This window comes from Kitasatospora sp. NPDC057595 (assembly GCF_042800875.1).
Taxonomy (GTDB): Bacteria; Actinomycetota; Actinomycetes; order Streptomycetales; family Streptomycetaceae; genus Kitasatospora.
In genome coordinates this window covers 73,923-87,109 of record NZ_JBHVGL010000022.1, presented here as the reverse complement: position 1 = coordinate 87,109, position 13,187 = coordinate 73,923, and the positions used below count along the sequence as shown (strand labels likewise).

Sequence of the window (13,187 nt, the reverse complement as noted above, 5' to 3'; positions counted from 1 at the left end):
GAGCCGGTCCCGCGGCGACCATCGGGCGGTGACCATCACCGACTCCTACCTCTCCCTCAGCGCCCGGACCGGCCGCTTCAGCTTCGGTGCCCCGCGAGCGATCTCGCTCAACCAGGACGGTACCCGCCTGCTGCTGCTCCGCTCCACCGGCCCCGAGGACGCGTTCGACCGCCTCCACCTCCTCGACCTCACCACCGGCGAGGAGCGCGAGGTCGCCGACCCCACCGCCCTCGCCCCCGGCCGCACCGGCGCCACCGCCGACCTTCCCCCCGTCGAGCGACGGCTGCGCGAGCGCAGCCGGCTCACCGCGGCCGGCATCGGCACCTACGCCGCCACCCCCGACCTCGCCGTCGCCGTGTTCGCCCTGGACGGCCGGCTCTTCCGCACCGAGACCGCCACCGGCCGCAGCACCGAGCTGCCCACCGCCGGCCCGGCCTTCGACCCCCGCCCGAACGCGACCGGCGAGCTCGTCGCCTACGTCGCCGACGACGCGCTCTACGTCGCCTCGGCCGACGTGCCCGGCCGCCAGCGGCTGAGCCCGGAGGACGGCGCCCGCTGGGGCGTCGCCGAGTTCGCCGCCGCCGAGGAGCTGGGCCGCCACCGCGGCCACTGGTGGCGCCCGGACGGCACCGCCGTGCTCGCCGCCCGGGTGGACGAGTCCGCCGTCCCGCCGCGCCACTTCGCCGACCCGGCCCACCCCGAGCAGGCCCCCGAGCAGTTCGCCTACCCGCAGGCCGGCGGCCCCAACGCCGACGTCCGGCTCTGGGTGCTCGGCCTGGACGGCACCCGGGTCGAACTCGACTGGGACACCGTCGCCTTCCCCTACCTGTGCGCCGCCGAGTGGGCCGGCGACGACGAGCTGCTGCTCACCGTCGCCGACCGGCTGCAGCAGAACGTGCTGCTGCTGAGCGCCGACCCGGCCACCGGATCCACCACCGAACTCTCCCGCACCACCGACGAGTTCTGGGTCGACGACCTGCCCGGCACCCCCGCCCGGCTGGACGGCGGCCGGCTGCTCACCGTCCACGACACCCCCGGCGCCCGCGGCCTGGCCCTGGACGGCAAGCCGCTGGACACCGACGGCCTGCAGATCCGCCGGGTGGTCGGCCGGCTGCGCGGCAAGCTGCTCTGCGAGACCGGCGAGGGCGACCCGTTCGACCAGCACGTCCACCTCGTCGACCCGGACGGCGGCGCCCCCGAGCGGCTCTCCGAGGGCCCCGGCGTGCACAGCGCGCTGGCCGCCGGCGAGACCCTGCTGCTCACCTCGGCCGACCAGGACGGCGTGCGCCGCGAGGCCCTCACCCCGCAGGGCGTGACCGCCCTGACGGACCGCGCCGCCGCGCTGCCGTACCGGGTGCGGCCGCGGCTGGCCCGGGTCACCGCGCGCTCGCTGCCCAGCGCCGTGGTCTACCCGCGCGGACACGTCGCCGGCCGGCAGCTGCCGGTCCTGCTCGACGTCTACGGCGGCCCCGGCTACCAGGCGGTGGCCAACGAGCCGCGCCGCTGGCAGCTCAAGCAGTGGTGGGCCGACCAGGGCTTCGCGGTGGTCACCGTCGACAACGGCGGCACCCCGTTCGTCTCCCCCGACTTCTCCCGGACGATCTTCCGCCGGTTCTCCGAGGTCGCGCTGGAGGACCAGGTCGACGCGCTGCTCGCGCTCGGCGCCGAGCACCCCGACCTCGACCTCGGCCGGGTCGGCGTGCGCGGCTGGTCCTACGGCGGCTACTTCGCGGCGATGGCCGTGCTGCGCCGCCCGGACGTCTTCCACGCGGCCTGCGCGGGCGCCCCGCCCACCGACTTCCGGCTCTACGACACCGCGTACACCGAGCGCTACCTCGGTCTGCCCCAGGAGAACCCGGAGGGCTACGCGGCCGACTGCCTGGTGGACGACGCGCCCTCACTGACCCGGCCGCTGCTGCTGATCCACGGCCTGGCCGACGACAACGTGCACCCCTCGCACACCCTGCTGCTCTCCCAGGCGCTCACCCGGGCCGGCCGCCCGCACAGCCTGCTGGCCCTGCCCGGCGTCACCCACATGACCCCGGGCGGCGTGAACGAGCAGCTGGCGCAGGCCGAACTCGCCTTCCTGCGGGCCTCCCTGGGCTGATCCGCGAACGGGCGCCGGTCCGCGGTCCGGCCCGGCGCCCGGTCCGTCGTCGTGCGCGCCGGCCCTGCACGCCGCCGGGCGGCCCACCCCGGGGCCGGTGTTCGGCGTGCTCGCGCCGGTCGGCGTCGCGCCGGGGTGCACGACCGGCCCGCCCTCCACGGCCCCGAGCGCCGCACCGCCCCCGTCCGGGCCGTGCGGCGCTCTCGCGTCCGCGCACCACGGGCCTCGCCCGAAGCCCTTCCGTGTGACCCATGACATGTGAAATATTACCTGCGCTCACCCGACCACCCCCGTCCGGAAAGGACCGGTCAGTTGCGCAGACTGTCCGCGGCGTTCGCGGCCGCGCTCACCACGAGCGCGATAGCGGCCACCCTCCTCGGGTCCACCGCCCAGGCCGCCACCCCCTCCCCCACGCCCGCCCTCACCGCCGAGAGCGGCACGGGCGCCGAGGCCGGCGGCCTCGAAGCCCCGCCCGCCCCGCTCGCCCCGCAGGAGCGCGAGCGCCAGTCGCTGCGCACCAAGGCGCTGGAGCAGGTCAACAAGGGCGCCGTGGCGAAGACCACCGACCGCCGGGCGCCCGCCAAGGTGCGGGTCGGCAACGACTACGTCCAGCTCGCGCAGCAGCGCAAGGACAAGGTCTTCGTCATCCTCGCCCAGTTCGGCGACCAGGTGGACAACTCCACCCTCTACAACGGGCAGCCGCGCTACGCGGGCACCCCGGGGCCGCAGCACAACAGCATCCCCAAGCCGGGCAAGGGCGACAACCACACGCTCTGGAACCAGGACTTCAACCGGCAGTACTACCAGAAGATGTTCTTCGACGACACGCCCGGCGCGGTCTCGATGCGCAACTACTACCGCACCCAGTCCTCCGGCCGCTACGACGTCGAGGGCACCGTGAGCGACTGGGTCACCGTGCCGTGGAACGAGGCCCGCTACGGCTCCAACAAGGGCCCGCAGGGCTCCGGCGCCTGGACCCAGGGCCAGGAGTTCATCCGGGACGCCGTCAAGGCCTGGTACGACGGCGAGATCGCCAAGGGCCGCACGGCCGCCGACGTCAAGGCCGAGCTGGCCCAGTACGACGTCTACGACCGCTACGACCACGACAAGAACGGCGAGTTCGCCCAGCCCGACGGCTACCTCGACAACGTCATCGTGGTGCACGCGGGCGTCGACGAGACCTGGGGCGGCGGCGCCCAGGGCGCCGACGCGCTGTGGGCGCACCGCAGCTGGACCTTCCCGGACCCGACCGGCCAGACCGGCCCGGAGGGCAACAAGATCGGCGGCGCACCGGTCGGCGACACCGGCCTGTACGTCTACGACTACGTCCAGGCGGGCGAGAACAGCGGTGTCGGCCTGTTCGCCCACGAGTTCGGCCACAACCTCGGTCTGCCCGACCTCTACAGCACCACCGGCGGCGACAACAGCGTCAACTTCTGGTCGCTGATGTCCTCCGGCTCCTACCTCGGCAAGGGCCGCAACACCACCGGCGCCTACCCCGGTGACCTCGACGCCTGGAGCAAGCTCCAGTTCGGCTGGCTCAACTACGACGAGGCGCAGGCCGCCACCCGCTCCAGCCACGCCCTCGGTGTCAGCGGCTACAACACCGACCAGGCGCAGGCCGTCCTGGTCCACCTGCCGGACAGCACCACCAGCACCGACCTCGCCGACCCGCGCGAGGGCGGCAAGCAGTGGTGGAGCCAGACCGGTGACAACCTGGACAACGCGCTGGCCCGCGACGTCGACCTCACCGCGGTCACCGGCCCGGCCGCGCTCGACGCCGCCGTCTGGTACGACATCGAGCAGGACTACGACTTCCTGACCGTCGAGGCCTCCACCGACGGCGGCCAGCGCTGGACGGCCCTGCCCGGCACCGTGGACGGCGCCCCGATCGGCAGCACCAGCGCCAACGTCCCCGGCCTGAGCGGCACGTCCGGCGCCTACCGGCAGCTGCACATCCCGCTGGACGGCTACGCCGGGAAGAATGTCCGGCTGCGCTTCCACGTCACCTCGGACGGCAACACCCACGGCAAGGGCGTCCTGGTCGACGCGGTGAAGATCACCGCCGGCGGCACCGAGCTGTTCGCCGACGGCGCCGAGAACGGCACGGCCGCCTGGGTCAGCACCGGCTTCACCATCGTCACCGGCCGCACCTTCGTCCAGCAGCACCCGCGCGCCTACCTGGTGGAGAACCGCCGCTACACCGGCTACGGCGAGTTCCTGAAGACCGGGCCGTACAGCTTCGGCTACTCCGGCGTCGACGGCAAGAAGGACATCGTCGACAACTACCCCTACCAGGAGGGCGTGCTCATCTGGCTCTGGGACACCGCCTACGGCGACAACAACACCAAGGACCACCTGGGCGGCGGCCAGATCCTGCCGATCGACGCCCGTCCGACGCCGGTCCGCTTCGCCGACGGCACCCTGGTCAACGGCCGGGCGCAGACCTACGACGCGACCTTCTCGCTGAAGCCGACCACCGCGTTCACCCTGCACAAGGCGGGCGTCCCGGTGCGGATCGAGTCCAAGCCCGCCGTCCCGGTCTTCAACGACCACAGCGGCGTCTACCGGGACCCGGCCACCCCGCAGCTCGCGGTGAACGTCCCGGACACCAACACCAAGATCGAGGTCGTCCGCGAGGCCCAGGGCGGGCGGATCACCACCGTCCGGGTGGGCCCGGCCTCCTGACCCGCGCGTCCTGACGCACCCAGTACCCCCGGTGTCCTGAGCACCGGGTCTCCCGTGGAAGACAGGTACCACGGAAGAAACGGCCGCCCCGGTCCTCCCCCACGGAGGGCCGGGGCGGCCGCGCTTCCCGCTCAGCGCGCCTCCGCACGCCCCCGCCGCAGGCTCATGGCGGCCGTGACGGTGCCGAACACCGTCAGCGCGCCGAGCCCGAACACCATGTACCGGGCGCCGTCCAGCGTGGAGTCCCCGCCGATGCTCACCAGCGTCCCGGCCAGCGCCGAGCTCACCGAGAAGGCGATCAGCTGGGTGGTGTTGAGCCCGGCCGCCGCCTTGGCGCCCTCCGCCTCGTCGTCCGTGCTGCGCATCGCCGTGACGCTCAGGTGCGGGAAGGCGATGCCGATGCCCGTCCCGCCCGCGACCAGCACCAGCGCCCACAGCAGCACCCGCCCGCCGGAGGCCGAGCCCGTCTGCAGCAGGCCGTACGCCAGCAGGCCCGCCGTCAGCACCGCCGGGCCGCAGCGGATCGCCAGCTCGCGGGCCCGCTCCGAGCCCATGTTGACGCTGAACAGCTGCGCGGACGTCCAGCCCACCGACACCGTCGCCCCCAGGAACCCGGCCGCCAGCGGGCTCAGCCCGCCCAGCTCCTGGCCGAACAGCGGGATGAAGGTCTCGGTCATCACGCCCGTGCAGTACACCGCGACGGTCAGGTAGATCCACTTCAGGTGGTTGCCGCGCCGGTAGGTGTGCTTCGGCAGGACGGTCGCCGCGCCGCCGCGCTCGGCCAGCACGAAGCCGGCCAGCAGCGCCAGGCCCAGCACGATGCAGAGCACCGTCGCCCAGCCGCGCGGCACCGTCGAACTGATGCTGAAGGTGGCCGCCGCCAAGGTCAGCAGCAGCAGCGAGGCCAGCGGCAGCGGCTCGGTCGCCCGCCCCGTCCCGGACGGCCCGGGCAGCGAGCGCCGGGCCAGCACCGCCAGCACCACGGCCGCCGCCAGCAGCAGCAGATAGGCCCCGCGCCACAGGCCCAGTTCGGCGAAGAGGCCGCCCAGCGAGGGGCCGACCAGCGTGCCGACGCCCCACATCGCCGACACCAGCCCGGCCGCCCTGGTCCACAGCCGCTCCGGCAGCGCGGTGCGGATCACCGCGTAGCCGAGGCCGGCCATCAGCCCGCCGCCCAGGCCCTGGACCACCCGGCCGACGATCAGGACCTCGATCGAGGGACTGGCCGCGGTCAGCCCGGCGCCGCCGGCGAACACCAGGAACCCGGCCAGGTAGGCGCGCGAGGGCCCGAGCCGGGCCAGCAGCCGGCTGACCAGCATCGCGGAGATCACCGCGGAGATCAGGAAGCCGGTCGCCACCCACGCGTAGTAGCGGGCGCCGCCGATGTCCTCGACGATCGAGGGCAGCAGGGCGGCGGTGAAGTAGAGGTTCATCGCGTAGAGGGCGACACCGCCGGCGAGGATCGAGGCCTGGGCGGCGAACTGCCGGGAGAACAGTTCGCCCCACCCGCCGGAGGAGGCCGGCGGCCCCGTGTCCGCGGGGTGACGTCCCTGGTCGGAGGGGGTGGAGGCGGTCTGGGCGGGCGAGGATTCGGTCACGCTTCGGTACGCTAGTAGCTCAAGAGAACTTGAAGTCAAGGAGGCTCATGGACGGCACCGCGGACCTCCCTGGGAGCCCGGAGCCCCGGCCCCGCCCGGCCGATCTGCTGACCGTCGGCGAGGTCTCCCGGCGGGCCGGTGTGGCCGCCTCCGCCGTGCGGTTCTACGAGGACCAGGGGCTGATCGCCTCCGAACGGACCTCCGGCAACCAGCGCCGCTACCACCGGCACGTGCTGCGCCGGCTCTCGCTGATCCTGGTCGCCAAGCGGCTCGGCATCCCGCTGGCCGAGGTGGCCGAGGTGTTCGCCGGGCTGCCCGCCGACCGGATGCCGGACAAGCGGGACTGGGAGCGGATCTCGCGCCGCTGGGCGGCGCTGCTCGCGGCCCGGCGCCGGGAGATCGAGCGGCTGGAGAGCGAACTGACCGGCTGCATCGGCTGCGGCTGCCTCTCGCTGCGCCGCTGCCGGGTGCTCAACCCGCGGGACGCGCTCGCCGCCGACGGGCCCGGCCCGCGCCGGCTGCCCTCCGAGGAGTCCGGCCCCGCCCCCGGCTGAGGCCGTGGACCCCGGGGCCGGAACGCCGAAGGGCCGGAACGCCGAAGGGCCGGAACGCCGAAGGGCCTGCCGGGACCGACGACCCAGGTCGGTCCGGCAGGCCCGGCGCACCCGGCCACTGGGGGTGGCCGGGTGGACCCGGTCGGACGCGGCCCTCATCAGGCTCCCCGCCGCGCCCGACCGGGCGTTCTGTGGGGCGCGCGGAGACGTCGCTCCGCGCGCGGGTGGTGCCGTACCGCCCGTTGTGGGGGTGGCCGGACGGTACGGCGGTCGAGCCGCGGCCGGGAGCGCGCCCATCGGCGGGCGCTCGCGGCCGCGAGACCGTGTCCCGGGTCAGTTCTCCGGGAAGTGGCAGGCCGCCTCACGGCCGCCCGGACCGGCGATCTGCAGCAGCGGACGCTCCGTGCGGCAGATCTCCTGGGCCTTCGGGCAGCGCGGGTGGAAGCTGCACCCGGACGGCGGGTCGGCGGGGCTCGGCGGGTCGCCGAGCAGCACGATCCGCTCGCGCTCGCGTTCCGCCGCCGGGTCCGGCAGCGGCACCGCCGAGAGCAGCGCCCTGGTGTACGGGTGCGCGGGGTTGCCGTACACCTGGTGCTTGTCGCCGATCTCGACGATCCGGCCGAGGTACATCACCGCGACCCGGTCGCAGACCCGCTTGACCACCGAGAGGTCGTGCGCGATGAAGATGTACGCCAGCCCGAGCTCGTCCTGGAGCCGCTCCATCAGGTTGACCACCTGGGCCTGGATGGAGACGTCCAGCGCGGAGACCGGCTCGTCGGCGACCACCAGCCGGGGCGAGGTGGCCAGCGAGCGGGCGATGCCGATGCGCTGGGCCTGGCCGCCGGAGAACTCGTGCGGGTAGCGGTCCAGGTGCTCGGGGATGAGACCGACCAGTTCCATCAGCTCGGCGGCCCGCTTGCGGGCGTCGGCCGCGCCGGTGCCCTGGACCAGCAACGGCTCGGAGATGATCCGGGCCACCGTCTGGCGGGGGTTGAGCGAGGAGTACGGGTCCTGGAACACCATCTGCAGGTGCTTGCGGTGCGGGCGCAGCTGGGCCTGGGTCAGGCCGCCGATCTCGGTGCCGTCGAAGGTGACGGTTCCGGAGGTCGGGTCGCTCAGCCGGACGATCATGCGCCCGGTGGTGGACTTCCCGCAACCGGACTCGCCGACCAGGCCGAGGGTCTCGCCGGCGCCGACGTCGAAGCTCACCCCGTCCACCGCGCGGATCGGGGCGCCGGCCTTGCCGGTGCGCGAACGGCGGCCGGGGAAGGTCTTCACCAGGTCCCGGACGGACAGCAGGGGCTGGGCCGGGTCGGTCGTCGCGGTCATCCCAGGGCTCCTTCCGGCACCAGCGGCAGGTGACAGGCGGCCTGGTGGCCGGGCGAGAGCGGACCGAACTGCGGGCGCTCGGACAGGCAGCGGGCGTGCTCCTCGGCGGTGGCGGCGGTGGTGCGGGCGCAGCGCGGGGCGAAGGAGCAGCCGGGGGCGGGGGCGATCAGCGACGGCGGGCTGCCGGGGATGGCCCGCAGCGGGGCGTCGTCGGTGTCGTCCAGGCGGGGCAGCGAGTCGAGCAGCCCTCGGGTGTACGGGTGCGCGGGGGCGGCGAACAGCCGGTCCACGGTCGCCTGTTCGGCGGCGCGGCCGCCGTACATGACGAGCACTTCGTGGGCGACCCGGGCGACCACGCCCAGGTCGTGGGTGATCATCACGACGCCGAGGCCGCGCTCCTGCTGGATCTTGGCGATCAGATCGAGGATCTGGGCCTGGACGGTGACGTCGAGCGCGGTGGTCGGCTCGTCGGCGATCAGCAGTTCGGGTTCGCAGGCGAGCCCCATCGCGATCATCACGCGCTGGCGCATGCCGCCGGAGAACTGGTGCGGGTACTCGTCGACCCGGCGGGCCGGCTCGGGGATGCCCACCTCGGCGAGCATCTCGATCGCGCGCTGCCGCCCGGCCTTGCGGGAGGCCTTGAAGTGCACCCGGTAGTGCTCGGCGATCTGCTCCCCGACGGTGTAGAAGGGGTGCAGGCTGGACAGCGGATCCTGGAAGATCATCGCGATCCGCCGGCCCCGGACGGCGCCGAGGGCCTTCTCGCTGAGGCCGTTGAGCTCCTGGCCGTGCAGCCGGATCGAGCCGCCGACCTCGGCACCGCGGTGCAGGCCCATGACGGCGAGCGAGGTGACGGACTTTCCGCTGCCGGACTCCCCGACCAGGCCGAGGGTCTTCCCGGCCTCGACGGTGAAGTTGATGCCGTCGACGGCCCGGACGGTGCCGCGCGGGGTGTTGAAGGAGACCTTGAGGTCTTCGACCTCCAGAAGGGCGGTCATCAGTACCTCACTCTCGGGTCGACGAATGCGTAGAGCACGTCGACCAGCAGGTTCGCGACCACGATGAAGAAGGCCGCGAGCAGCGTGACGCCGAGGATGACGGGCTGGTCGGAGCGGAGCAGCCCGTCGTAGAAGAGGCGTCCGATGCCGGGCAGGCCGAAGATGGACTCGGTGATGACGGCGCCGGCGAGCAGGCCGCCGAGGTCCATGCCGAAGATGGTGAGGATCGGCGTCATGCCGGAGCGCAGCCCGTGCTTGACGGTGACCGTGCGGGACGGCATGCCCTTGGCGCGGGCGGTGCGGATGTACGGCTCGGACATCGCCTCGATCATCGAGTTGCGGCTCTGCCGCGCGTACTGGGCCGCGTACAGCAGGGCCAGCGCGATCCAGGGCAGCAGCAGGTTGGAGCCCCATTCGAGGGGGTTGTCGGTGAACTTGTGGTACGAGGGGTAGGGCAGCAGGCCGGCGCTGCGCACGACGCCCCAGATCAGCATGATCGAGGTGAAGTAGACGGGCAGCGAGGCGGTGCCGACCGAGAGCACCATCAGGATCTTGTCGGTCGGCTTGCCCTTGCGCAGCGCCGAGGAGACGCCGGCGCCGAGGCCGAGGACCAGCCAGAGCACCGCCGCGCCGAGGGCGAGCGAGACGGAGACCGGCAGGCGGTCGACGAGCAGGTCCCAGACCGGCAGCGAGTACTCGTAGGAGTAGCCGAGGCAGGGGAAGCCGCAGTGGGCGGCGCTGGGGCCGGTGCCGTAGTCGCGGCCGGCCACGATGCCGGCCAGGTAGGCGCCGAACTGTTCCCAGACCGGCTTGTCCAGGCCCATCGCCGCCTTGACCTCGGCGAGCCGGTCGGGGCTGCAGGTCTTGCCGCAGGCGGCCGCCGCCGGGTCGTTGGGCAGCAGGTAGAAGATGGTGAAGGTGATGGCGCAGATGGCCAGCAGGATGCCGACCACGCCGATCAGCCGGCGGCCGAGGTACAGGATCACGACCGGCCCCCCTTCGGGTCGAGGATGTCGCGCAGCGCGTCACCGAGCAGCGTGAACGCGAGCACGGCGATGAAGAGGAAGACCGTCGGGATCATGAAGTACGTCGGGTCGGTCTCGTAGTGGACGATCGACTCGGCGATCATCTGGCCCCAGGAGGCCGTCGGCGGGCGGACGCCGACACCGAGGTAGGAGAGCGCGGCCTCGGTGGCGATCATGCCGGGGATCAGCAGCGTGGTGTACGCGATGATCGGGCCGGAGACGTTCGGCAGGATCTCCCGGGTGAGGATGCGCCAGGAGCGGGCGCCGCCGACCTTGGCCGCCTCGACGTACTCGCGGTGCTTGAGCGACAGGGTCTGGCCGCGGACCACGCGGGCGATGCCGGGCCAGCCGAACAGGCCGATCACCGTGGTCATCAGCAGGATGCGGTTGACGTCCTTGGCCACCGACATCATCGCGATCATGAAGATCAGCGACGGGAAGGACATCGTGAGGTCCATCAGCCGGGACAGCACGCTGTCGACGCGGCCGCCGAAGTAGCCGGCCGCGATGCCGGCCAGGGTGCCGGCGATCACGACGAGGGCGGTGGCGGTGAAGGCGATCAGCAGCGACACCTGGCCGCCGTGCAGGACCCGGGCGAAGAGGTCGCGGCCGGTGACCGGCTCGACGCCGAACCAGTGCCGCGCCCCCATGCCGCCGAAGTCGCCCTTGGGCAGACCGCCCAGGTAGGCGTCCACGGCGCGCTTGTCGAACTCCTCGGGGGACCAGCCGCCGAGCGAGCTCAGCGGGCCGGCCAGCACCGCCATCAGGATCAGGAGGGCGACGGTGATCAGCCCGAACCGGGCCGAGCCCTTGGCCCACAGCTGGTCCCAGACCAGCCGCCAGGGCCCGCGCCCGGAGGGCTTCGCGGGGCCCGCCGCCGCGACGGGCGCGGCGGCGGGCTCAGTGGTAGTACTCATCTGGCGACGGCCCCTCAGCCCTGGTTCTTCGAGGGGTCCTTGAGGCCGATGACGGCCATGTCGAGCATCCCGGCGTAACCGGAGTTGCCGAACGCGCCGGCCACGTTGGTGCCGACCAGGAGCGGGCGGCGCTCCCACATCAGCGGGACGGCCGGGGCCTTCTTCATGATGTCCTCGTCCAGCTTCTGCCAGGCCTTGTTGGCCTCCGCGACGTCCGTCAGGCCCGCGATGCGGTCCATCTCGTCCATCGTGGCCTGGTCCTTGAACTGGCTGTAGTTGCCCTGGTTGCCCTTCTCCTTGATCGTCCGGCCGTCGAACAGGAACGGGGCGAAGGTCGAGCCGGACGGGTAGTCCGGGCACCAGCCCTGGATCAGCAGCTCGGGGGCGTTCTTGATGTCGCCGATGGTGTCGGCGAAGGCGGACGGGTCGACCGTGTTGACGGTGACCTGGATGCCGGCCTTGGAGAGCGACTGCTGGATGGCCTCGGCGCGGACCTTGTCGCCGAGCGAGACGGTGAGCTGGAGCTTGAGGTCGGTCTTGCCGGCCTCCTTCAGCATCGCCTTCGCCTTCTCCGGGTCACCGGCGGCGGGGACCTTCAGCGGGTCGCCCTTGACGCCGCCGGCCAGCGACGGCGGCAGGAAGGTGGTGGCGACGTCGGCCATCGTCGGGCCGCCGAACGCGGTGACCTGGGCCTCGCGGTCGACCGCCCACATCATCGCCTCGCGGACCTTCGGGTCGTCGAAGGGCGCCTTGGCGGTGTTGAGGTAGAGGCTGTCGGTACAGCCGGTCACCTCGGCGATCATGCGGGACTTGACGTCCTCCTTGGGCAGCACCTTCGGCACCGACTCGGGGCGCATCCACGGCATCTCGATCGCGTTGGCGTCGGCGCCGTCGCTGGCGATGATCCGGTCGTCGGCCTGGCCGCCCTTGATGCCCTGGGTGACCACGATCTTGTCCGGGTAGGCCTTGCGGACGGTGTCGGTGGAGGTGTCCCAGTTGCTGTTGCGGACCAGCACCAGCTGCTTGCCGCGGTCATAGGTGTCGATCTTGTACGGGCCGGAGGAGAACGGCCGCTGGTCGTACTGGGTGCCCTTCTCCTGCGACTGCGGGACCGGCGCGAAGGTGGGCAGCGTCGCGGTGTAGGAGAACTCGGCGACCGGGCGCTTGAGGTGGAAGACGATGGTCTTGTCGTCCGGCGTCTCGATGCTCGGCAGGTGCTCGCCGGTCAGCGGGCCCTTGTAGTTCTCGCCGCCGGCCAGGTACTGCGCGGCGTAGTCGGGGCCGCCGGTGAGGTCCGCGGCGAACGAGCGCTCGACGTTGTACTTGATGTCGGCCGACTTGATCGGGGTGCCGTCCTCGTACTTGACGCCGTCCTTCAGGGTGAAGGTCCAGGTCTTGCCGCCGTCGGAGGGGCGGCCGACGTCGGTGGCGAGGTCCGGGACGATCTCGCTGCCGGCGGGGCCCGGCTCGGCCTTGAAGGTGACCAGGGTGCGGTAGAGCAGCCGGGTACCGAAGTCCATGGTCGGCAGCACCCAGTTGCGGGCCGGGTCGAGGTGCGCGAAGTCCTGGTTGGTGAGGACGTGCAGGGTGCCGCCCTTGACCGGCGTACCGCCGACGACCGAGCCGGCTGCGGCACCCGGGGCCTTGGTGGAGGCGGCGGTGCCGCCGTCCGAGGTGTCGCTCTTGTCCTTGTCGCCGCAGGCCGCGAGACCGAGGGAGAGTGCCGCCGCGATGGCCGCCGCGATGGCGGTCTGGGTACGCCTGTTCATATCTGATCTCCGCAGTGGGGGGCCGCCGTGAAGGCCCGTCGTCCGCCCCGGGGGTGGATCCGGGACCAGCCGTGGAGGGCGACCTCAGGGGGTCTAGCCGCTCCGCGGTGTGACCCGTAACATAGTAATGTGAAATTGCACTGCACAAGAGGTGACGCCGCCCGTTACCGAGCTGTGTCCGTGCAGCCCCCCACCTCCCCCT

The 13,187-nt window shown here is 72.7% G+C and carries 9 protein-coding genes; 3 read left to right on the top strand and 6 right to left on the bottom strand.

Annotation, left to right across the window (positions count from 1 at the left end; translation table 11 throughout):
• The first annotated feature begins 28 nt into the window (after window positions 1–28).
• Together ACFU9E_RS28400 and ACFU9E_RS28395 are read left to right on the top strand one after the other, a co-directional pair.
• On the top strand, window positions 29–2,107 hold the full coding sequence (locus ACFU9E_RS28400) for a prolyl oligopeptidase family serine peptidase (RefSeq protein ID WP_380682767.1): 2,079 nt from the start codon (window positions 29–31) through the stop codon (window positions 2,105–2,107).
• A gap of 312 nt (window positions 2,108–2,419) precedes the next feature.
• Window positions 2,420–4,795: an immune inhibitor A domain-containing protein gene (locus tag ACFU9E_RS28395; RefSeq protein ID WP_380682768.1), complete on the top strand. Its 2,376-nt coding sequence runs from the start codon at window positions 2,420–2,422 to the stop codon at window positions 4,793–4,795.
• 131 nt (window positions 4,796–4,926) lie between these two features.
• Here the strand turns inward: ACFU9E_RS28395 and ACFU9E_RS28390 are convergent, their stop codons facing one another.
• On the bottom strand, window positions 4,927–6,393 hold the full coding sequence (locus ACFU9E_RS28390; protein ID WP_380690028.1) for an MFS transporter: 1,467 nt from the start codon (window positions 6,391–6,393) through the stop codon (window positions 4,927–4,929).
• Between the two features lie 47 nt (window positions 6,394–6,440).
• Here ACFU9E_RS28390 and soxR point away from each other — a divergent pair, with 47 nt between their 5' ends.
• Window positions 6,441–6,947, top strand: coding sequence for a redox-sensitive transcriptional activator SoxR (soxR, locus tag ACFU9E_RS28385; RefSeq protein WP_380690026.1), 507 nt, complete (start codon window positions 6,441–6,443; stop codon window positions 6,945–6,947).
• A gap of 333 nt (window positions 6,948–7,280) precedes the next feature.
• Here the strand turns inward: soxR and ACFU9E_RS28380 are convergent, their stop codons facing one another.
• From ACFU9E_RS28380 to ACFU9E_RS28360, 5 genes are read right to left on the bottom strand one after another with little or no spacing between them, the layout of a single operon-like run.
• Window positions 7,281–8,276 carry an ABC transporter ATP-binding protein gene (locus ACFU9E_RS28380; RefSeq protein WP_380689150.1) on the bottom strand — a complete coding sequence of 332 codons (996 nt, stop codon included), beginning with the start codon at window positions 8,274–8,276 and terminating at the stop codon, window positions 7,281–7,283.
• Window positions 8,273–9,274 carry an ABC transporter ATP-binding protein gene (locus tag ACFU9E_RS28375; RefSeq protein ID WP_380689152.1) on the bottom strand — a complete coding sequence of 334 codons (1,002 nt, stop codon included), beginning with the start codon at window positions 9,272–9,274 and terminating at the stop codon, window positions 8,273–8,275. Before ACFU9E_RS28375 ends, ACFU9E_RS28380 begins: the two co-directional genes overlap by 4 nt.
• The gene (locus ACFU9E_RS28370; protein WP_355370934.1) at window positions 9,274–10,260 is read right to left on the bottom strand and encodes an ABC transporter permease; all 987 of its coding nucleotides are present in this window, start codon (window positions 10,258–10,260) and stop codon (window positions 9,274–9,276) included. The genes ACFU9E_RS28375 and ACFU9E_RS28370 overlap by 1 nt, the downstream gene beginning before the upstream one ends.
• On the bottom strand, window positions 10,257–11,216 hold the full coding sequence (locus tag ACFU9E_RS28365; protein WP_380715454.1) for an ABC transporter permease: 960 nt from the start codon (window positions 11,214–11,216) through the stop codon (window positions 10,257–10,259). Before ACFU9E_RS28365 ends, ACFU9E_RS28370 begins: the two co-directional genes overlap by 4 nt.
• 14 nt (window positions 11,217–11,230) lie before the next feature.
• Window positions 11,231–12,985 (bottom strand): ABC transporter substrate-binding protein, encoded by a 1,755-nt coding sequence (locus tag ACFU9E_RS28360; RefSeq protein WP_355370939.1) that lies wholly within the window; start codon window positions 12,983–12,985, stop codon window positions 11,231–11,233.
• Window positions 12,986–13,187 lie beyond the last annotated feature (202 nt).

Coding starts and splice junctions, on each gene's coding strand:
- ACFU9E_RS28360 (WP_355370939.1), bottom strand. CDS start 12,985: ATGAACAGGCGTACCCAGACCGCCATCGCGGCGGCCATCGCGGCGGCA.
- ACFU9E_RS28380 (WP_380689150.1), bottom strand. CDS start 8,276: ATGACCGCGACGACCGACCCGGCCCAGCCCCTGCTGTCCGTCCGGGAC.
- ACFU9E_RS28375 (WP_380689152.1), bottom strand. CDS start 9,274: ATGACCGCCCTTCTGGAGGTCGAAGACCTCAAGGTCTCCTTCAACACC.
- ACFU9E_RS28365 (WP_380715454.1), bottom strand. CDS start 11,216: ATGAGTACTACCACTGAGCCCGCCGCCGCGCCCGTCGCGGCGGCGGGC.
- soxR (WP_380690026.1), top strand. CDS start 6,441: ATGGACGGCACCGCGGACCTCCCTGGGAGCCCGGAGCCCCGGCCCCGC.